The following is a 20,188-nucleotide window of genomic DNA, read 5'->3' as shown; positions in this document are numbered from 1 at the left end:
ACAAGCCCCATGAACATCGATCTGCAGGCCCGCGAGATCCAGCCCCTGCGCCACACCTTCAGCCATGTGGCCCAGGCCCAGGGCGGCGACAAGCCGGCCTCGCGCTATCTGGAAGCCACGCTCGGGGCCCAGGCCCTGACCCACTTCCACTACCGGCCCACCTGGGATCCGGCCCACACCCTGTTCGACCCGGCGCGCAGCGCCATCCGCCTGGCCGACTGGAACGTGCTGCGCGACCCCCGCCAGTACTACTACGCCACCTGGACCATGGCCCGCGCCCGCCAGCAGGAGGCGATGGAGGCCAACTTCCAGTTCGTCGAGCAGCGCGGTCTGGCCGACCGGATGCCCGAGGCCGTGAAGGCCCAGGCCCTGACCCTGCTGATGCCGCTGCGCCATGTGGCCTGGGGCGGCAACATGAACAACGCCGCCATCTGCGCCTACGGTTTCGGCACGCCCTTCACCGCGCCGGCCATGTTCCACGCCATGGACCAGTTGGGCGCCGCCCAGTACCTGACCCGCGTGGGCCTGGCTCTGGGCGGTCCGGAATCCCTGGACGAAGGCAAGGCCGCCTGGATGGGCGCGCCGGCCTGGCAGCGCCTGCGCCATTACGTCGAGGACAGCTTTGTCGAGGCTGACCCGATGGCCCTGTTCGTGGCCCAGAACCTGGCCCTGGATGGTCTGCTGTATCCGCTGGTCTACGGCGCCCTGGTGGACGACCACCTGAGCCTGCAGGGCGGCACCGCGGTGGCCATGCTCACCGCCTTCATGCCCGAGTGGCACGAGGAAAGCGCCCGCTGGGTCGATGCCGTGGTCAAGACCGCCGCAGCCGCCAGCGAGGACAACCGCCGCCTGCTGTCCGACTGGGCCCGCCAGTGGGGCGAACGTGCCAAGGGCGCGCTGGCGCCGGTGGCCGAGATGGTGCTGGGCGAGACCGCGCAGACCGTGATCGACGAGGTGTGGGAGGCCTGGCAGGCCCGCTGCACCAAGGCCGGCCTGGCCCTTTGAACCGCGCCCATCCCACGACAGGAGCCTTCCCCATGTCCAACGTGTTCATCGCCTTCCAGGCCAACGAGGAATCCCGTCCCGTCGTGGACGCCATCCTGGCCGACAACCCGCACGCCATCGTCAGCCACCCCACCGGCCTGGTGAAGATCGACGCCCCGGGCCACCTGACGATCCGCCGCGAAACGATCGAGTCCCAGACCGGCCGCAGCTACGACCTGCAGCAGATCCAGGTGAACCTGGTGACGCTGTCCGGCCACGTCGACGAGGACGACGACCAGCTCACGCTGAGCTGGAAGCACTGAGTTCTCTTTCCCGCGCCACCACACCGGAGACAAGCCCCATGGACACCCGTGTCGCCCGCAAGAAGCTGGGCCTGAAGGAACGCTACGCCGCCATGACCCGCGGCCTGGGCTGGGAAACCAGCTACCAGCCGATGGACAAGGTCTTCCCCTATGACCGCTACGAGGGTCTGAAGATCCACGACTGGGACCAGTGGCAGGACCCCTTCCGCCTGACGATGGACGCCTACTGGAAGTACCAGGGCGAGAAGGAGAAGAAGCTCTACGCCGTGATCGAGGCCTTCGCCCAGAACAACGGCCAGCTGGGCGTGGCGGACGCGCGCTATGTCAACGCGCTCAAGCTCTTCCTGCAGGGCGTGACCCCGCTGGAGTACTACGCCCACCGCGGCTTCGCCCATGTGGGTCGCCAGTTCACTGGCGAGGGCGCCCGGGTGGCGGCGCAGATGCAGTCCATCGACGAGCTGCGCCACTACCAGACCGAGACGCATGCGCTCTCCCACTACAACAAGTATTTCAACGGCCTGCACAGCCCGAACCACTGGTTCGACCGGGTCTGGTACCTGTCCGTGCCCAAGTCCTTCTTCGAGGACGCCTGCACCGCCGGGCCGTTCGAGTTCCTGACCGCGGTCAGCTTCTCCTTCGAGTACGTGCTGACCAACCTGCTGTTCGTGCCCTTCATGTCGGGCGCGGCGCACAACGGCGACATGTCCACCGTGACCTTCGGCTTCTCGGCGCAGAGCGACGAGTCGCGCCACATGACGCTGGGCATCGAGTGCATCAAGTTCATGCTGGAGCAGGACCCGGACAACGTGCCCATCGTCCAGCGCTGGATCGACAAGTGGTTCTGGCGCGGCTACCGCCTGCTGACCCTGGTGGCCATGATGCAGGACTACATGCTGCCCAAGCGCGTGATGAGCTGGAAGGAAGCCTGGGAGATGTACGCCGAGAGCAATGGCGGCGCGCTCTTCAAGGACCTGGCGCGCTACGGCATCCGTGAGCCCAAGGGCTGGAAGGACGCCTGCGAAGGCAAGGACCACATCAGCCACCAGGCCTGGAACACCTTCTACAACTACGCCGCCGCCGCGCCCTTCCACACCTGGGTGCCCAAGGACGACGAGCTGCAGTGGCTGTCGGAGAAGTACCCCGACACCTTCGATGCCCTGTACCGACCGCGCCTGGAGCACTACCGCGAGCGCCAGCAACAAGGCCAGCGCTTCTACAGCAAGACGCTGCCGATGCTGTGCCAGACCTGCCAGATCCCCATGCTCTTCACCGAGCCGGGCGATGCCACGCAGATCGCCTACCGCGAGTCCAGCTACCTGGGCGACAAGTTCCACTTCTGCAGCGACCACTGCAAGGAAATCTTCGACCACGAGCCGGAGAAGTACGTCCAGGCCTGGCTGCCGGTGCACCAGATCTACCAGGGCCACTGCTTCAAGCCGGGTGTGGATCCGACGGCCCCGGGCTTCGACCCGCTGGCCGCGGTGCTCGACTACTACGAGCTCAACGTGGGCCGCGACAACTTCGACTTCGAAGGGTCCGAAGACCAGAAGAACTTCGCTGCCTGGCGCGGCGATGGCACCAATACCGCTTCCGGAGAACAGGCATGACCGTCGTTGCCGCCGCCCCCTACCGCTTCCCCGTCGCCGACGTGCGGGAGAACTTCCCGGCTCCGCTGCTGTACATCGGCTGGGACCAGCACCTGATGTTTGCGGCCCCGTACTGTCTGCCGCTGCCGCCGGACCTGCCCTTCGACGCCCTGCTGACCCAGGTGCTGCCGGGCATCTACGGTGAGCACCCCGACTTTGCCCGCATCGACTGGGACCGCGCCGAGTGGACCAAGGCCGGCCAGCCCTGGCGGCCGGACCGCGCCAAGAGCCTGGCCGAGAACGGCCTGGGCCACAAGGACGCCATCCACTTCCGCACGCCGGGCCTGAACGGCATCGCGGGCTCCTGCAGCTGAGGCCAGCCATGGGCTACATGCTCACCATCGAACCCCTGGGTGCCACGCTGGAGGTGGAGGAGGGCCAGACCCTGCTCGACGCCGCGCTGCGCCAGGGCATCTACCTGCCCCACGCCTGTGGTCACGGCCTGTGCGGCACCTGCAAGGTGCAGGTCTGCGATGGCGAGGTGGACCATGGCCCGGCCAACCCCTTCGCGCTGATGGAAGACGAGCGCCAGGACGGCAAGACCCTGGCCTGCTGCGCCACGCTGCAAAGCGATGCGGTGATCGAGGCCGACATCGACGAGGAGCCCGACGCCGAGATCATTCCGGTGCGGGACTTCCAGGCCACGGTGCAGGCCATCACCGCGCTCACGCCCACCATCAAGGGCCTGCGGCTGGCGCTCAACCAGCCCTTGCACTTCCAGGCCGGGCAGTACGTGCAGCTGGACATCCCGGGCGTCGGCGCGCGGGCCTTCTCCATCGCCAATGCCCCGGCCGACGTGGAGCGCACCCGCAGCATCGAACTGCATGTGCGCCAGGTGCCCGGCGGTGCCGGCACCACCTGGCTGCACCAGTCGCTGAACGTGGGGGACACGCTCCGGCTCAGTGGCCCCTACGGCCGCTTCTTCGTGCGCAAGTCCTCGCCCGCGCCGATGGTCTTCATGGCCGGGGGCTCGGGGCTGTCCAGCCCGCGCTCGATGATCCTGGACCTGCTCGACGGCGGCTGCACGACGCCGATCACCCTGGTCTACGGCCAGCGCAGCCGCGAGGAACTCTACGGCCATGACGAGTTCCTGGCCCTGGCTGCCCGGCACCCCAACCTGCGCTACATCCCGGTGCTGTCCAACGAGCCGGAAGGCACGGACTGGACCGGTGCGCGCGGCTACGTGCACGAGGCCGCCAAGGCGGCCTTCCCGCAGGGCTTTGCCGGCCACAAGGCCTACCTCTGCGGCCCGCCGCCGATGGTGGAGGCCTGCATCGGCGCCCTGATGCAGGGCCGGCTGTTCGAGCGCGACATCCACACCGAGAAGTTCCTCTCGGCCGCGGATGCCAGCGCGGTGCGCAGCCCCCTGTTCAAGAACGTCTGAGGAGGTCCTGACCATGATCTTCGACACCCGAACCAAGGTCACGGTGGCCCTGACCCAGACCGGCGAGCACTACCCCTGCGCCCATGACGAGAGCCTGCTGGCGGGCATGTTGAAGCTGGGCCGCAAGGGCATCCCGGTGGGCTGTGCCAGCGGCGGCTGCGGCGTGTGCAAGGTCCGCGTCGTGGAGGGCGCCATCCATGCGCTGGGGCCGGTCAGCCGGGCCCATGTCAGCGCCGACGAGGAATGCCAGGGCGTGACCCTGGCCTGCCGTGTCGCCCCCAGCACCCCGGTGGTGCTGGAGGTGGTGGGCAAGTTCGAGAAGCCGTTTTTCAAGGGCTATGCCGCAGCGGTGGCGGCGGGCCCCTCCCTGAACCAACCGCAGTGAACGACAACCAGGAGACAAGCATGGGTGTATTGAGAATCGGGCATGCCAGCCTGCGCGTGATGGACATGGCCGCGGCCCTGAACCATTACGAGAAGGTGATCGGCATGAAGGTGACGATGCAGGACAAGGCCGGCAACGTGTACCTCAAGTGCTGGGACGAGTGGGACAAGTACTCGCTGATCCTGACCCCCTCGGACCAGGCCGGCATGAACCACATCGCCTACAAGGTCGAGAAGGACGCCGACCTCGACCAGCTGCGCGACAAGATCGAGACCTGGGGCATCCACACCGAGATGCTGCCCGAAGGCACGCTGCCGGCCACCGGTCGCATGCTGCAGTTCAAGCTGCCCAGCGGCCATGAGATGCGCCTGTACGCCATGAAGGAGTACGTGGGCACCGACGTCGGCACCGTCAACCCCGACCCGTGGCCGGACGACATCCGCGGTGCCGGCGCGCACTGGCTGGACCACGCGCTGCTGATGTGCGAGATGAACCCCGAGGCCGGCATCAACACGGTGGCGGACAACACCCGCTTCATGACCGAGGTGCTGGACTTCTTCCTGACCGAGCAGGTCGTGGTCGGCCCGGGCGGCAGCATCCAGGCGGCCACCTGGCTGGCGCGCACCACCACGCCGCACGACATCGCCTTCGTCGGCGGCGCCAAGAGCGGTCTGCATCACATCGCCTTCTTCCTGGACAGCTGGCACGACGTGCTGAAGTCGGCCGACGTGATGGCCAAGAACAAGACCAAGATCGACGTGGCACCCACCCGCCACGGCATCACCCGCGGCGAGACGATCTACTTCTTCGACCCCAGCGGCAACCGCAACGAGACCTTCGCCGGCCTGGGCTACCTGGCCCAGCGCGACCGGCCGGTGACCACCTGGACCGAGGACCAGCTCTGGAGCGGGATCTTCTATCACACCGGCGAGGCGGTGCCTTCCTTCACGGACGTCTACACCTGATCGGCCACCGGGGCCGCCCTGCGGTGGCCCCGGACCGCATCCACAAGAACACGACCCACCGCGAAGGAACCTCATCCATGCGCTTTTCCACCTCTCTGAAGACCACCCTGGCCCTGGCGGCCGGCCTGTGCGCGGGCCTGGGTGCCCAGGCTGCCGGCCACTATGTGCCGGGCGTCGAAGGCGTGCAGGCCGCCAGCGTGCCGCCGCCCGGCGTCTACTACCTGGGCTACCTGGCCGACTACAAGGCCGACACCGTGCGTGCCCCGGGCACCAAAGAAGACCTGCCCGGCAGCAACAGCATCCACGTGACGGCCCTGGCCAACCGCCTGGTCTGGATCACCGACCACAAGATCCTGGGCGCCGACTATGGCGTCGAGACCATCGTCCCCGTGCAACGCACCCAGCTGGACCTGGGCGTGGTGCCGCTGCACGACAACGACACCGACCTGGGCGACATCTACCTGGGGCCGGTGGTGCTGGGCTGGCACGGCAGCAACTGGGACGCGGTGGCCGCGGCCGGCTACTGGCTGGACAGCGGCTCGACCAACTCGCCGGCCTCGCCCGGCAAGGGCTACGGCTCGACCATGCTGACGGCCGGCGGAACCTACTACTTCGACGCCGGCAAGACCTGGACCGGTTCGGTGCTGGCGCGCTACGAGTTCAACCGCACGACCAGCAGCGGCTTCAAGCCGGGGCAGACCCTGTCGGTGGAATGGGGCCTGGGCAAGGCGCTGGGCCCGGTGGTGGTCGGCCTGGTGGGTTACACCCAGCAGCAGATGAGCAAGGACAGCGGCCCCGGCGCGCTGGACCAGAAGGCCTCGCGTTCTGCCGCGGGGGCCGAGCTGATCTACCCGATGCTGTCCCAGGGTCTGTTCCTCAAGGGCGCCTTCTACCAGGAGTTCGCCTCCCAGGCCGCGACCAGCGTGGAGCCCAAGGGCCACCTGCTGCGCTTCACCCTGGTCAAGGCCTTCTGAGCGTCACGAGGAGCGCCGCATGAACGCCACCGCACCGACCCTTGCCACCGGCCCGGTCTGTACCGACCAGGCCGTGGTCAGCGCCGAGGCTGCCGCCCGCATGGTGGCCGCCGCGGTGGCCTATGCCGGCACGCTGGGCATCCGCATCAACGCCGCCGTCACCGATGCCGGGGGCACCCTGGCGGCCTTTCTGCGCATGCCCGGCGCCTTCCTCCATTCGGTCGACATCGCGATCGACAAGGCCTACACCGCCGCCAGCTTCGGCTTCCCGACGAGCCAGTGGATGTCCCTGCTGGCCGAGGACGAGGCCCTGCGCATCGGCATCGTGCAGCGGCCGCGCCTGGTCGTCTTCGGTGGCGGACTGCCGATCCGGCGGCCGGCCGCCGAGGGCGGCGCGCTGATCGGCGGCATCGGCGTGTCCGGTGGCTCGGCCGAGCAGGACGAGGCCTGCGCCCGGGCCGGCCTGCAGGCCGTGGGCCTGGGCTGAGGCCCGACGAATTTCTCTCTTCACTTCCCGCGGGGACATCACCATGCACCAGTACCTGAACTTCATCAACGGCGAGTTCGTCGCCACCGGCAAGACCTTCGAGAACCACGCCCCCGTCGACAACCGGGTGCTGGGCCTGGTGCACGAGGCGGGCGAGCGCGAGGTGGACGCCGCGGTGGGCGCCGCCCGGGCCGCGCTCAAGGGCGACTGGGGCCGCATGAGCGTGGTCAAGCGCGTGGAGCTGCTCTACGCCGTGGCCGACGAGATCAACCGCCGCTTCGACGACTTCCTGCAGGCCGAGGTGGCCGACACCGGCAAGCCGCTGTCGCTGGCCTCGCACATCGACATCCCGCGCGGTGCGGCCAACTTCAAGGTCTTCGCCGACATCGTCAAGAACGTGCCCACCGAGAGCTTCGAGATGGGCACGCCCGATGGCGGCACCGCGCTGAGCTACGCGCTGCGCTCGCCGCTGGGCGTGGTGGCGGTGGTCTGCCCCTGGAACCTCCCGCTGCTGCTGATGACCTGGAAGGTCGGCCCGGCCCTGGCCTGCGGCAACACCGTGATCGTCAAGCCTTCCGAGGAAACCCCCGCCACCGCCACGCTGCTGGGCGAGGTGATGAACGCGGTGGGCGTGCCCAAGGGCGTCTACAACGTGGTGCACGGCTTCGGCCCCGGCTCGGCCGGCGAGTTCCTGACCCGCCACCCCGGCGTCAACGGCATCACCTTCACTGGCGAGACCCGCACCGGCGAGGCCATCATGGCCGCCGCCGCCAAGGGCGTGCGTCCGGTCAGCTTCGAGCTGGGCGGCAAGAACGCCGGCATCGTGTTCGCCGATGCCGACTTCGACAAGGCGGTGGCCGGCATCACCCGCAGCGCCTTCGAGAACTGCGGCCAGGTCTGCCTGGGCACCGAGCGCGTCTACGTGCAGCGCCCCATCTTCGACCGCTTCGTGCAGGCCTTGAAGGAGAAGGCGCAGGCGCTCAAGGTCGGCCCGTCCGAGGAGCCCGGCGTGGGCCTGGGTCCGCTGATTTCAGCCGAGCACCGGGCCAAGGTGCTGGGCTACTACGAGAAGGCGAAGGCCGAGGGCGCCACCGTGGTGACCGGCGGCGGCGTGCCCGACATGCCCGGCGCGCTGGCCTCCGGCCACTGGGTGCAGCCCACCATCTGGACCGGCCTGCCCGAGAGCTCGCCCATTGTGCGCGAGGAGATCTTCGGCCCCTGCTGCCACATCGCCCCCTTCGACACCGTGGACGAGGCCATCGCCCTGGCCAATGCCACCAACTACGGCCTGGCCACCACCGTGTGGACGCAGAACCTGGCCACCGCCCACCGCATGGCGCGCGAGATCGAGGTCGGCCTGTGCTGGATCAACAGCTGGTTCCTGCGCGACCTGCGCACCGCCTTTGGCGGCGCCAAGGCCTCCGGCATCGGCCGCGAGGGCGGGGTGCATTCGCTGGAGTTCTACACCGAGCTGCGCAACGTGATGGTGAAGCTGTGAACGCGCCCGACCTGAAGACCAACCCCGAGCTGGGCCGGCGCGTGCGCACCGGCGCCTTCGAGACCAACGTCCACGACCTGGGGGCCTCGGCGCCCGGCCAGCCGCCGGTGCTGTTCATCCACGGCTCCGGCCCCGGCGTGAGCGCCTGGGCCAACTGGCGCCTGGTGATGCCGGCGCTGGCCCAGCAGCGGCGCGTCATCGCGCCGGACATGGTGGGCTTCGGCTACAGCGACCGGCCCGCCGGCATCGCCTACAGCATGGACACCTGGGTGCAGCAGGCGCTGGATCTGATGGACGCGCTGGAGCTGCCCCAGGTGGACCTGGTGGGCAACAGCTTCGGCGGCGCGCTGGCGCTGGCCCTGGCCATCCGTGCCCCGCAGCGGGTGCGCCGCCTGGTGCTGATGGGCTCGGTGGGCGTGCCCTTCGCCATCACGCCGGGGCTGGACGCGGTGTGGGGCTACGAGCCCTCCATCCAGACCATGCGCGCGCTGATGGACACCTTCGCCTGGGACCGTTCGCTGGTCAACGACGAGCTGGCCAGGCTGCGCTACGAGGCCAGCATCCGTCCGGGCTTCCAGGAGTCCTTCTCGGCCATGTTCCCCGCCCCGCGCCAGCGTTGGGTGGACGCCATGGCCAGCCCCGAGGCCGCGATCCGTGCGCTGCCGCACGAGACCCTGATCCTGCACGGCCGCGAAGACCAGGTCATCCCGCTGCAGACCTCGCTGACGCTGTCGCAGTGGATCCCCAACAGCCAGTTGCATGTCTTCGGCCACTGCGGCCACTGGACGCAGATCGAGCACGCCGGGCGCTTCGCCCGCCTGGTCGGGGACTTCCTGGCCGAGGCCGACGCGGCCTGACGCACCTTTCCTTCATCGATTCACCCTCCACACGGAACCGCCATGGACGCTGCCCTCATCCAGCACTACGGCGACGAGCTCTACCAGGCGCTGCAAAGCCGCCAGCCCGTCGCCCCGCTCACCGAACGTGAGCCCGCCATCACCGTCGACGACGCCTACCAGATCCAGCTGCGCATGATCCAGCGCCGGCTGGACGCGGGCGAGACGGTGGTGGGCAAGAAGATCGGCGTCACCAGCCAGGTGGTGATGGACATGCTGGGCGTGAACCAGCCCGACTTCGGCCACCTGCTCTCGGGCATGGTCTTCAACGAGGGCGAGCCGGTGCGCGTGTCCTCGCTGATCGCCCCGCGGGCCGAGGCCGAGGTGGCCTTCATCCTGGGCCGTGACCTGACCGGCCCGGGCGTGACGGCGGCCGACGTGCTGCGCGCCACCGACTGCGTGATGCCCTGCTTCGAGATCGTCGATTCGCGCATCAAGGACTGGAAGATCAAGATCCAGGACACGGTGGCGGACAACGCCTCCTGCGGCGTGCTGACCCTGGGCGGCGTGCGCCGCAGCCCGCGCGAACTGGACCTGGCGCTGGCCGGCATGGTGCTGGAGAAGAACGGCGAGATCGTCAGCACCTCCTGCGGGGCCTCGGTGCAGGGCTCGCCGGTCAATGCGGTGGCCTGGCTGGCCAACACGCTGGGCCGCCTGGGCATCTCGCTCAAGGCGGGCGACGTGATCCTTTCGGGCTCGCAATCGCCGCTGGTGCCGGTCAAGGCCGGCGACAGCCTGTACTGCAGCGTCGGCGGCCTGGGTGGCACGTCGGTGCGTTTCGTGGAATGAGGGCAGGGACCATGGCACTCGACAAGAACACCATCCTCGGCCTGGCCGAGCACCTGGAGACCGCGGAGCTGCAGGCCCACGACGTCACCAAGATCACCGACGAGCACCCGGACATGGACTGGGCCGACGCCTACGCCATCCAGGACGAGATCCGCCGCCGCAAGGAAGCGCGCGGCCAGAAGACGGTGGGCCTCAAGTGCGGCCTGACCTCCTTCGCCAAGATGAAGCAGATGGGCGTGGACGTGCCGGTCTTCGGCTTTGTCAGCGATTACATGAGCCGGCCCGAGGGTGCGGCCATCGCGGTGAAGGAGCTGATCCACCCCAAGGTGGAGGCCGAGATCTGCGTGGTGACCAAGGCGCCGCTGCGCGGCCCCGGCTGCCATGTGGGCGCGGTGATGGCGGCCATCGACTTCGTGCTGCCGGGTGTCGAGGTGATCGACAGCCGCTACCGCGACTTCAAGTTCGACCTGAAGAGCGTGATTGCCGACAACACCTCGGCCTCGCGCTTTGTGGTGGGGGGCCGAGCGCGCAACGTCGAGGACGTGGACCTGCGCACCCTGGGCGTGGTGATGGAGAAGAACGGAAAGATCGTCGCCATGGCCGCGGGTGCCGCGGTGCTGGGCCACCCGGCCGCGGCGGTGGCGGCCCTGGCCAACCACCTGGGTGCGCGCGGGCAGGAGATCCCGGCCGGCAGCTTCATCATGACCGGCGGGGTGACCGAGGCCATCGCGGTGCAGGCCGGCGACCACATCGCGGTGCGCTTCCAGGACCTGGGCACCGTGTCGCTGCGCTTCGCCTGAGGCGCGGCCGATCCGAATCCTCTCCTTGAAAGATTTGAAAGAAGGCATCCCATGAAGAAAATCAAATGCGCCCTGATCGGGCCCGGCAACATCGGCACCGACCTGCTGGCCAAGCTGCAGCGCAGCCCGGTGCTGGAGCCGGTGTGGATGGTGGGCATCGACCCCGAATCCGATGGGCTGAAGCGCGCCCGTGAACTGGGCCTGAAGACCACCGCCGAGGGCGTGGACGGCCTGGTGCCGCACATGCGGGCCGACGGCGTGCAGATCGTCTTCGACGCCACCAGCGCCTACGTGCACGCCGAGAACAGCCGCAAGGTCAATGCCCAGGGCGCGCTGATGATCGACCTCACCCCCGCGGCCATCGGCCCCTACTGCGTGCCGCCGGTGAACCTCAAGCAGCACGTGGGGAAGAAGGAGATGAACGTCAACATGGTCACCTGCGGCGGCCAGGCCACCATCCCGATGGTGGCGGCCGTCTCCCGCGTGCAGCCGGTGGCCTACGGCGAGATCGTCGCCACCGTCTCCAGCCGTTCCGTCGGCCCCGGCACCCGCAAGAACATCGACGAGTTCACCCGCACCACCGCCGGCGCGGTGGAGAAGGTGGGCGGTGCCAAGAAGGGCAAGGCCATCATCATCATCAACCCGGCCGATCCGCCGCTGATCATGCGCGACACGGTGCACTGCCTGGTCGACGAGAGCGCCGGTGAACCGGACCGCGAGGCCATCACCGCCTCCATCCACCAGATGCTGGCCGAGGTGCAGAAGTACGTGCCCGGCTACCGCCTGGTCAACGGCCCGGTCTTCGACGGCCAGCGCGTCTCGGTCTTCCTGGAGGTCGAAGGCCTGGGCGACTACCTGCCCAAGTACGCCGGCAACCTGGACATCATGACCGCCGCCGCCGCCCGCACCGCCGAGATGTTCGCCGAGGAGATCCTCAAGGGCGAGCTGGTGCTGCAAGCCGTGGCCGACGCCGTGGCCTGAACTCAGGAGAACAACGATGAACCTGCAAGGCAAGAAGATCACCGTCCACGACATGACCCTGCGTGACGGCATGCACCCCAAGCGGCACCAGATGACGCTCGAGCAGATGGCCTCCATCGCCTGCGGCCTGGACGCCGCGGGCGTGCCGCTGATCGAGGTCACCCACGGCGACGGCCTGGGCGGCAGCTCGGTCAACTATGGCTTCCCGGCGCACAGCGACGAGGAATACCTCTCCACCGTGATCCCGAAGATGAAGCAGGCCAAGGTCTCGGCCCTGCTGCTGCCGGGCATCGGCACCGTGGACCACCTGAAGATGGCCAAGGACCTGGGCGTGCACACCATCCGCGTGGCCACCCACTGCACCGAGGCCGATGTCTCCGAGCAGCACATCACCGCCGCGCGCAAGCTGGAGATGGACACCGTGGGCTTCCTGATGATGGCCCACATGGCCAGCCCGGAGAAGCTGGTGACCCAGGCCAAGCTGATGGAGAGCTACGGCGCCAACTGCGTCTACGTGACCGACTCGGCCGGCTACATGCTGCCCGACGATGTGACGGTGCGGCTGCAGGCGGTGCGCGCCGCGCTCAAGCCCGAGACAGAACTGGGCTTCCACGGCCACCACAACCTGGCCATGGGCGTGGCCAACTCGGTGGCCGCGGTGGCCGCCGGGGCCAACCGCATCGACGCGGCCGCCGCCGGCCTGGGCGCCGGGGCGGGCAACACGCCGATGGAGGTCTTCATCGCCGTGTGCGACCGCATGGGCATCCAGACCGGGGTGGACGTCTTCAAGATCCAGGACGTGGCCGAGGACCTGGTGGTGCCCATCATGGACCACATCATCCGCGTGGACCGTGACTCGCTGACGCTGGGCTACGCCGGGGTGTACAGCAGCTTCCTGCTGTTCGCCAAGCGCGCCGAGAAGAAGTACGGCATCCCCGCCCGCGAGATCCTGGTCGAACTGGGCCGGCGCGGCATGGTCGGCGGCCAGGAAGACATGATCGAGGACACTGCGCTGACGCTGTCCAAGCAACGCGCCGCCGTCGCCCAGGCGGCCTGAACGAGAAGGAAGACACACCATGCCTTTTGCACAGATCTACCTCATCGAAGGCCGCACCGAGGAACAGCGCGCCGCCGTGATCGAGAAGGTCACCGCCGCCCTGGTCGAAGCCGTGGGCGCGCCCAAGGAGAACGTGCGCGTCTGGATCACCGAGGTGCCCAAGGAGAACTGGGGCATCGCCGGGGTCAGCGCCAAGGCCCTGGGGCGCTGAGGCCCCGGTGGCGCCCCGTCCGCCCGGCGCATCTTCAAAATTCCGTTGAAGAAGAACCGGGTCGCCGGGGCTTCAAAGCCGGGTGCCGGGCGGGCACAGTGGCAGGCATCGCAACCCCCTTGAGACGCCCGCCATGAAAGCCATCGCCTACACCCTGCACGGTCTGCCGCCCGAAGACCCCCGTTCGCTGATCGACATCGCGCTGCCCGAGCCGGTGCCCGGCCCGCGCGACCTGAAGGTGCGGGTGCGCGCCATCGCTGTCAACCCGGTGGACACCAAGGTCCGGCGCGGCGCCCCGACCGAGACGCCGCGCGTCATCGGCTGGGACGCGGTGGGCGTGGTGGAGGCCGTCGGCCCCGAGGTGCGCTTCTACCGGCCGGGCGACGAGGTGTTCTTCGCCGGTGCTATCGACCGCCCCGGCTGCTATGCCGAGGCGGTGCTGGTGGACGAGCGCATTGCCGGGCGCAAGCCGCGCACGCTCAGCGACGCCGAGGCCGCGGCCCTGCCGCTGACCACCATCACCGCCTGGGAACTGCTGTTCGACCGCCTGGCCATCCCCGAAGGGGGCGGGGCCGGCCAGCACCTGCTGGTGGTGGGCGCGGCCGGCGGGGTGGGCTCCATCCTGGTCCAGCTGGCGCGGCAGCTGACGCAGCTCACGGTGATCGGCACGGCCTCGCGCCCCGAGACCCAGGCCTGGCTGCGCGAGCTGGGCGCCCATGCGGTGATCGACCACCGCCAGCCGCTGCCCCAGGAACTCGCGCGCATCGGCGTGCCGGCCGTGCCCTATGTCATCAGCATTACCCACACCGCCGAGCACTACGCCCAGATCGTGGAGGCGCTGGCCCCGCAGGGCCACCTCGCGCTGATCGATGACCCGGGCACGCTGGATGCGATGCCGCTCAAGCGCAAGTCCCTCTCGCTGCACTGGGAAATGATGTTCACCCGGGCGGTCTTCCAGACGCCGGACATGGTGCGTCAGCACGAACTGCTGGAACGCGTGGCCGATCTGGTCGATGCCGGCCGCATCCGCACGACGCTGGGCGAGCACTATGGCCGCATCGACGCGGCCAATCTGCGCCGCGCCCATGCGCTGATCGAGAGCGGCACCGCGCGCGGCAAGATCGTGCTCGAAGGCTTCTGAGCGTGCCGCGACGATGGGGCTTGAGGGAAAGCCCCGTCGCTCCAGACCGGCGGCTCGTTTAGAACCTGGGGTTCCTCTTCCTGGCATGCCGCAGTCCATGAGCCCTTCGCCTTCTCTCGCCGTCGACAGCGGCTGCCAGATCGGCGACGTGACGCTGCGGGCCACCGATCCGCCGCAGACCCGGCGCGAGAAGCTCGCGCGCATCGTGCTCGACGCGATGTACCAGTTCGTCGGCGTGCTGGATGCGCAGGGCACCACGCTGGAGATCAACCGCGCAGCCTTGGAGGGCGCGGGCCTGCAGTTCGAGGACATCCGCGGCCGGCCCTTCTGGGAGGCGCGCTGGTTCCAGGTCTCGCGCGAGAGCGTGGCCCTGCAGCGCGACATCGTGCGCCGCGCCGCGGGCGGCGAGTTCGTGCGCTGCGACCTGGAGGTCTATGGCCAGGCCGCGGGCGACGAGACCATCGTGGTCGACTACTCGCTGATGCCGGTGCGCGACGACCAGGGCGAGGTGGTGTTCCTGCTGGCCGAGGGGCGCAACATCTCGGCCAAGAAGCAGGCCGAGGCCGAGGTGGTGCGCAAGAACGCTGAGCTGCAGGACCTTCTGGACCAGGTGCGCCGCCTGGACCAGCTCAAGAGCGACCTGTTCGCCAAGCTCAGCCACGAGTTCCGCACGCCGCTCACCCTCATCCTCGGGCCGGTCGAGGACCTGCTGGAGCAGGACGCCGGGCCAGACCCCACGCAGCGCGATCGGCTGCTGCTGATCCGCCGCAGCGCCGAGACCCTGCTGGGCCACGTCAACGACCTGCTGGACCTGGCCCGCGTGGATGCGGGCCACCTGGCGCCCAGCTATGCCCGGGTGGACCTGGCCGCCCTGGTGCGCCATGTGGCCCAGCCCTTCCAGTGGCTGGCGCCCAAGCGGGCCCTGAGCTACACGGTGTCCACGCCGCCCAGCCTGCCCGCCGCGGTGGACCCGCGTCAGTTCGAGCGCATCCTGCAGAACCTGCTGTCCAACGCCTTCAAGTTCACGCCGGCGGGCGGCCGCATCCGCTGCGTGCTGGAGCCGCTGGGCAGTGCGCGCTGCCTGCTCAAGGTGCAGGACTCGGGGCCGGGCGTGCCGCCGGCGCAGCGCCAGGCCATCTTCGACCGCTTCCACCAGGGCAGCGAGACCGCCGCCGGCGACCAGAGCGGCTCCGGCCTGGGGCTGGCCATCGTGAAGGAGCTGGTGCAGTTGCACGGCGGCGTGATCGGCGTGAGCGATGCGCCGGGCGGCGGCGCCCTGTTCCAGCTGGAGCTGCCCTTGCAGCCCGGTGAGGAACACTACCTGCCCGACCGGCCGCTGCAGACCGCCTTCACCTCGACCCCGCGTGCCTTGCCGGAGCTGGATGCCGACCCGTCTTCCGAGGCGGTGTGCGCCGCCGTGCCCGGCGAGGCCGAGGCGCTGGCGCCCGAGGGGGCGGCGCCGCCACCCGGCCGCGCCACCGTGCTGCTGGTGGAGGACCACCCCGAAATGCGGCGCTTCGTGCGCGAGGCCCTGGGGCACGACCACCGGGTGCTGGCCGTGGGCGATGGGCAGACGGCGCTGCAGCAGGCCCTGGCCGCGCCGCCGGACCTGATCGTCACCGACCTGATGATGCCGGGTCTGTCCGGGGACCGGCTGATCCAGGCCATCCGGGAGGCGCCTGCGCTGGCCGAGGTGCCGGTGCTGGTGCTGTCCGCGCGGGACGACCATGCGCTGCGCACCCGGCTGCTGGCCCAGGCCGCGCAGGACTACCTGACCAAGCCCTTCTCGGCGCATGAGCTGCGCGCCCGGGTGCGCAACCTGGTGGGCATGAAGCTGGCCCGCGACGCCATGCGCCAGGCCCTGGCTTCGCAGAGCGACGACCTGTCCCACCTGGCCCACCAGCTCATCGTCAGCCGGCGGGCGCTGCAGGAATCGGAGCAGCGCTGGTGGGCCATCTACGAGCATTCGCCGGTGGGCATTGCATTGCTGGACGGGGCCGAGCGCATCCTGGGGGCCAACCCCGCGTTCAGCCGCATGCTCGGGCACACGGACGCCCAGATCCGCCGCTGCGGCCTGGCCGACATCACGCCGCCGGGCGAACACCCGGCCAGCCGTGAGCGGGTGGCCCGGGTGCTGGCCGGCGAGGTGCGCGAGTACCACGTGCAGCGGCGCTTTCTGCACCGCGACGGCCACGTGGTGTGGGCCAGCACCAGCGTGGCCCAGGTGCCCGACACCGCCGCGAACGCGCCGCTGCTGGTGGTGGTGGCCGAGGACATCACCGAGCAGAAGGCCGCCGAGGAGGCGCTGGCCGCGGCCCGCGAGACGCTGGCCCAGGTCACCCGCGCCAGCGCGCTGGGCGAGATGGCGGCCTCGCTGGCCCACGAGATCAACCAGCCCCTGGCGGCCGTGGCGGCCAATGGCCAGGCCGGCCTGCGCTGGCTGGATGCCCAGCCGCCCAACGAGCCCCAGGCCCATGCGGCGCTGGAGCGCATCGTGCGCGACGCCCGGCGCGCCGCCGACATCATCGGCCGCACCCGGGCCTTTCTGCAGCGCGGGGCCACCCGCCGCCAGCCGGTGGCCCTGGCCACGGCGGTGGCCGAGGTCATCGAGCTGGTGCGGGCCGAGGCCCAGAGCCGCCGGGTGACGCTGCAGGTGGCCGCACCCGACGGGCTGCCGGCGGTTCTGGCCGACCCGGTGCAGGTCCAGCAGGTGGTGCTCAACCTGGTGATGAACGGCATGGAGGCCATCGGCCGCGACGGGGCCGGGCCCCGCTGGGTCAGCGTCACCCTGGGCCGGCACGACGCGGCCAGCCTGCATGTGCGGGTCGAGGATGCCGGGCCGGGGTTGGACCCGCAGGCCGGCGAGGAGATCTTCCAGGCCTTCCACACCAGCAAGCCACAGGGCCTGGGCATGGGCCTGGCCATCAGCCGCGGCATCGTGGAGTCGCACGGCGGCCGGCTGTGGGCCGAACAGCGGCCCGGGGCAGGCGCCACCTTCTGCTTCACCCTGCCGGTGGCAGGCGAGGGCGCTGTCGCATGAACGCACCCGCTCCGGCCCCCGCCACCGCACCCCTCCCCGGCCAGGCCCGGGTGCTGGTCGTCGACGACGACCTGTCCATGCGCGAGGCTCTGGCCAGCCTGATCGGGTCCGCCGGCTGGCCGGTGGAGAGCTTTGCCTCGGCCGCCGAGCTGCTGCAGCGCCTGCAGACGCCCCTGGACGGGCCGGCCTGCCTGGTGCTGGACGTGCGCATGCCGGGCATGACCGGGCTGGAGCTGCAGCGCGAACTGGCCCAGACCGGCTGCAAGCTGCCCATCGTCTTTCTGACGGCCCATGGCGACATCCCGATGACCGTGCGGGCCATCAAGGCCGGGGCCCTCGAGTTCCTGCCCAAGCCCTTTGACGACGAGGCCCTGCTGGGGGCCATCGCCCAGGGCCTGGCCGAGGCCGCACAGGCCTGGCAGGCCCAGCAGGACAGCCGGGCCCTGCGCGCGCGCTACGAGGCCCTGACCCAGCGCGAACGCGAGGTGATGCAGTGGCTGCTGCAGGGCCTGCGCAACAAGCAGACGGCCGACCGCCTGGGCATCTCGGAGGTGACCGTCAAGGTGCACCGCCACCGCATGATGGAGAAGATGGCCGCGGGCTCGCTGCCCGAGCTCATCGCCATGCTCGACCGCCTGGGTGTGCCGCGCGCCGATCCGGGAATGTCCCAGGGGCCAGAGGGGGGCTGAAGGGCCCGAACTGAACCTTTGTGCAATGGTGCACCAAGGCCTGTCTCACTAGATTCCATGGCACGCCCACCGCATCGCACGGTGCCGGGCGAGAAGAGGGCCTCACAGCAGGCCCACCGCCAACATACAGGAGACAGACGCCATGGCCTTGCTCGACCGCAACGAGTGGTACGACATTGCGCGCAGCACGAACTGGACACCGTCCTACGTCAGCGAAGATGAACTCTTTCCCGATCTGATGACCGGCGCCAAGGGCGTGCCGATGCAGGCCTGGGAAAGCTACGACGAACCCTACAAGACCTCGTACCCCGAGTACGTGCGCATTCAGCGCGAGAAGGACGCCGGGGCCTACTCGGTCAAGGCCGCCCTGGAGCGCAGCCGCATGTTCGAGGAGGCCGATCCGGGCTGGCTCTCGATCCTGAAGTCGCACTACGGCGCCATCGCCCTGGGCGAGTACGCGGCGATGAGTGCGGAGGCCCGCATGACCCGCTTCGGCCGCGCGCCAGGCATGCGCAACATGGCCACCTTCGGGATGATGGACGAGAACCGCCACGCCCAGATCCAGCTGTACTTCCCGCACAGCTACTGCGCCAAGGACCGCCAGTTCGACTGGGCGCACAAGGCCTATCACACCAACGAGTGGGGGGCCATCGCGGCGCGCCACACCTTCGATGACCTGTTCCTTTCGCGCAGCGCCACCGACATCGCGGTGATGCTGACCTTCGCCTTCGAGACGGGCTTCACCAACATGCAGTTCCTGGGCCTGGCGGCCGATGCGGCGGAGGCGGGCGACTACACCTTCTCCAGCCTCATCTCCAGCATCCAGACCGACGAGTCGCGCCATGCGCAGATCGGTGGGCCGGCGCTGCAGATCCTGATCGCCCAGGGGCGCAAGGAGGAGGCGCAGAAGCTGGTGGACGTGGCCATCGCCCGCGCCTGGCGCCTGTTCTGCCTGCTCACCGGCACGGCCATGGACTACGCCACGCCGCTGGAGCACCGCAAGCAGTCCTTCAAGGAGTTCATGCGCGAGTGGATCGTCGGCCAGTTCGAGCGCACGCTGCTGGACCTGGGCCTGGACCTGCCCTGGTACTGGGACCAGATGATCAACGAGTTCGACTACCAGCACCACGCCTACCAGATGGGCATCTGGTACTGGCGCCCGACGCTGTGGTGGAACGTGGCCGCCGGCATGACGCCCGACTGCCGCGACTGGCTGGAGGAGAAGTACCCCGGCTGGAACGACAGCTTCGGCCAGGCCTGGGACGTGATCATCGACAACCTCAAGGCCGGCCGCACCGACCTGACCCTGCCCGAGACCCTCCCCATCGTCTGCAACATGAGCCAGATCCCGATCTGCGCGGTGCCGGGCAAGGGCTGGAACGTCAAGGACCACCCGCTGACCTACAACGGCCGCACCTACCACTTCAACTCCGAGATCGACCGCTGGGTCTTCCAGCAGGACCCGCTGCGCTACCGCGACCACCTGACCCTGGTGGACCGCTTCCTGGCCGGGCAGATCCAGCCGCCCAACCTGATGGGGGCGCTGCAGTACATGAGCCTTGCCCCCGGCGAGATCGGCGACGACGCCCACGGCTATGCCTGGGTCGACGCCTACCGCGACCCGCGCACCAAGAAGCAGGCCGCTTGAGCCGGCCAGTTCCAGGAGACAACGATGGCCCTGTTCCCCCTGATTTCCAATTTCCAGTACGACTTCGTGCTGCAGCTGCTGCCGGTCGACACCGAGAACACCATGGACGAGGTGGCCGCCGCCGCCGCCCACCACTCGGTGGGCCGACGGGTGCGTCCGCAACCCGGCAAGGTGGTGCGCGTGCGCCGCCAGGGCAGCGAGACCTTCTTCCCCCGCGAGAAGAAGCTGTGCGAGACCGACATCCAGCCGATGGAGTCGCTCGAGTTCATCTTCTGCGACGCCTGAGGACC

21 protein-coding genes are annotated in these 20,188 nt (G+C 69.4%); all 21 read left to right on the top strand.

Annotated features, from left to right (window positions below; genetic code table 11):
• Positions 1-9 precede the first annotated feature (9 nt).
• The 21 genes from M0L44_RS01865 (at position 10) to M0L44_RS01765 (ending at position 20,183) form a co-directional block, all read left to right on the top strand.
• Positions 10-1,005 carry a ferritin family protein gene (locus M0L44_RS01865; protein WP_252767905.1) on the top strand — a complete coding sequence of 332 codons (996 nt, stop codon included), beginning with the start codon at positions 10-12 and terminating at the stop codon, positions 1,003-1,005.
• Positions 1,006-1,037: 32 nt separating this feature from the next.
• On the top strand, positions 1,038-1,307 hold the full coding sequence (locus M0L44_RS01860) for an MmoB/DmpM family protein (protein ID WP_022979342.1): 270 nt from the start codon (positions 1,038-1,040) through the stop codon (positions 1,305-1,307).
• 38 nt (positions 1,308-1,345) lie between these two features.
• Positions 1,346-2,914, top strand: coding sequence for an aromatic/alkene/methane monooxygenase hydroxylase/oxygenase subunit alpha (locus M0L44_RS01855; RefSeq protein ID WP_252767904.1), 1,569 nt, complete (start codon positions 1,346-1,348; stop codon positions 2,912-2,914).
• Positions 2,911-3,267, top strand: coding sequence for a phenol hydroxylase subunit P4 (locus M0L44_RS01850; RefSeq protein ID WP_252767903.1), 357 nt, complete (start codon positions 2,911-2,913; stop codon positions 3,265-3,267). Before M0L44_RS01855 ends, M0L44_RS01850 begins: the two co-directional genes overlap by 4 nt.
• Positions 3,268-3,275: 8 nt before the next feature.
• Positions 3,276-4,337 (top strand): NADH:ubiquinone reductase (Na(+)-transporting) subunit F, encoded by a 1,062-nt coding sequence (locus M0L44_RS01845; protein ID WP_252767902.1) that lies wholly within the window; start codon positions 3,276-3,278, stop codon positions 4,335-4,337.
• A gap of 13 nt (positions 4,338-4,350) precedes the next feature.
• Entirely contained in the window at positions 4,351-4,722 is a 372-nt protein-coding gene (locus tag M0L44_RS01840) for a 2Fe-2S iron-sulfur cluster binding domain-containing protein (protein WP_252767901.1), read from the top strand.
• Between the two features lie 20 nt (positions 4,723-4,742).
• Positions 4,743-5,687 (top strand): catechol 2,3-dioxygenase, encoded by a 945-nt coding sequence (locus M0L44_RS01835; RefSeq protein ID WP_252767900.1) that lies wholly within the window; start codon positions 4,743-4,745, stop codon positions 5,685-5,687.
• Between the two features lie 77 nt (positions 5,688-5,764).
• Positions 5,765-6,661 carry a SphA family protein gene (locus M0L44_RS01830; RefSeq protein ID WP_252767899.1) on the top strand — a complete coding sequence of 299 codons (897 nt, stop codon included), beginning with the start codon at positions 5,765-5,767 and terminating at the stop codon, positions 6,659-6,661.
• A gap of 19 nt (positions 6,662-6,680) precedes the next feature.
• Positions 6,681-7,148: a GlcG/HbpS family heme-binding protein gene (locus tag M0L44_RS01825; RefSeq protein ID WP_256489921.1), complete on the top strand. Its 468-nt coding sequence runs from the start codon at positions 6,681-6,683 to the stop codon at positions 7,146-7,148.
• Between the two features lie 43 nt (positions 7,149-7,191).
• A complete protein-coding gene (locus M0L44_RS01820) occupies positions 7,192-8,646 on the top strand; it encodes a 2-hydroxymuconic semialdehyde dehydrogenase (RefSeq protein ID WP_252767898.1) in 1,455 nt (484 codons plus the stop codon).
• On the top strand, positions 8,643-9,503 hold the full coding sequence (locus M0L44_RS01815) for an alpha/beta fold hydrolase (RefSeq protein ID WP_252767897.1): 861 nt from the start codon (positions 8,643-8,645) through the stop codon (positions 9,501-9,503). Before M0L44_RS01820 ends, M0L44_RS01815 begins: the two co-directional genes overlap by 4 nt.
• A 42-nt stretch (positions 9,504-9,545) precedes the next feature.
• The gene (gene dmpE / locus M0L44_RS01810; protein ID WP_252767896.1) at positions 9,546-10,331 is read left to right on the top strand and encodes a 2-oxopent-4-enoate hydratase; all 786 of its coding nucleotides are present in this window, start codon (positions 9,546-9,548) and stop codon (positions 10,329-10,331) included.
• Positions 10,332-10,342: 11 nt separating this feature from the next.
• Entirely contained in the window at positions 10,343-11,131 is a 789-nt protein-coding gene (gene dmpH / locus M0L44_RS01805) for a 2-oxo-3-hexenedioate decarboxylase (protein ID WP_022979331.1), read from the top strand.
• Between the two features lie 51 nt (positions 11,132-11,182).
• A complete protein-coding gene (locus M0L44_RS01800; protein WP_252767895.1) occupies positions 11,183-12,112 on the top strand; it encodes an acetaldehyde dehydrogenase (acetylating) in 930 nt (309 codons plus the stop codon).
• Between the two features lie 16 nt (positions 12,113-12,128).
• Positions 12,129-13,169: a 4-hydroxy-2-oxovalerate aldolase gene (gene dmpG / locus M0L44_RS01795; RefSeq protein WP_252767894.1), complete on the top strand. Its 1,041-nt coding sequence runs from the start codon at positions 12,129-12,131 to the stop codon at positions 13,167-13,169.
• Positions 13,170-13,188: 19 nt separating this feature from the next.
• The gene (gene thmT, locus M0L44_RS01790) at positions 13,189-13,380 is read left to right on the top strand and encodes a 2-hydroxymuconate tautomerase (protein WP_022979328.1); all 192 of its coding nucleotides are present in this window, start codon (positions 13,189-13,191) and stop codon (positions 13,378-13,380) included.
• A 133-nt stretch (positions 13,381-13,513) separates the two neighbouring features.
• A complete protein-coding gene (locus M0L44_RS01785) occupies positions 13,514-14,521 on the top strand; it encodes a zinc-binding alcohol dehydrogenase family protein (RefSeq protein WP_252767893.1) in 1,008 nt (335 codons plus the stop codon).
• 97 nt (positions 14,522-14,618) lie between these two features.
• Positions 14,619-17,561 (top strand): ATP-binding protein, encoded by a 2,943-nt coding sequence (locus M0L44_RS01780; protein WP_252767892.1) that lies wholly within the window; start codon positions 14,619-14,621, stop codon positions 17,559-17,561.
• Entirely contained in the window at positions 17,558-18,250 is a 693-nt protein-coding gene (locus tag M0L44_RS01775; RefSeq protein ID WP_252767891.1) for a response regulator transcription factor, read from the top strand. Before M0L44_RS01780 ends, M0L44_RS01775 begins: the two co-directional genes overlap by 4 nt.
• A gap of 142 nt (positions 18,251-18,392) precedes the next feature.
• Positions 18,393-19,898: a ferritin family protein gene (locus M0L44_RS01770; protein WP_252767890.1), complete on the top strand. Its 1,506-nt coding sequence runs from the start codon at positions 18,393-18,395 to the stop codon at positions 19,896-19,898.
• Positions 19,899-19,922: 24 nt separating this feature from the next.
• Positions 19,923-20,183: a toluene-4-monooxygenase system B family protein gene (locus M0L44_RS01765; protein ID WP_022981827.1), complete on the top strand. Its 261-nt coding sequence runs from the start codon at positions 19,923-19,925 to the stop codon at positions 20,181-20,183.
• Positions 20,184-20,188: the final 5 nt, after the last annotated feature.

Origin of the sequence: Ideonella oryzae, from assembly GCF_024055665.1 — a bacterium.
GTDB classification, from domain to species: domain Bacteria; phylum Pseudomonadota; class Gammaproteobacteria; order Burkholderiales; family Burkholderiaceae_C; genus Ideonella; species Ideonella oryzae.
Note: the sequence above shows the minus strand (reverse complement) of the source record. Positions and strands in the feature narration are given on the sequence as shown.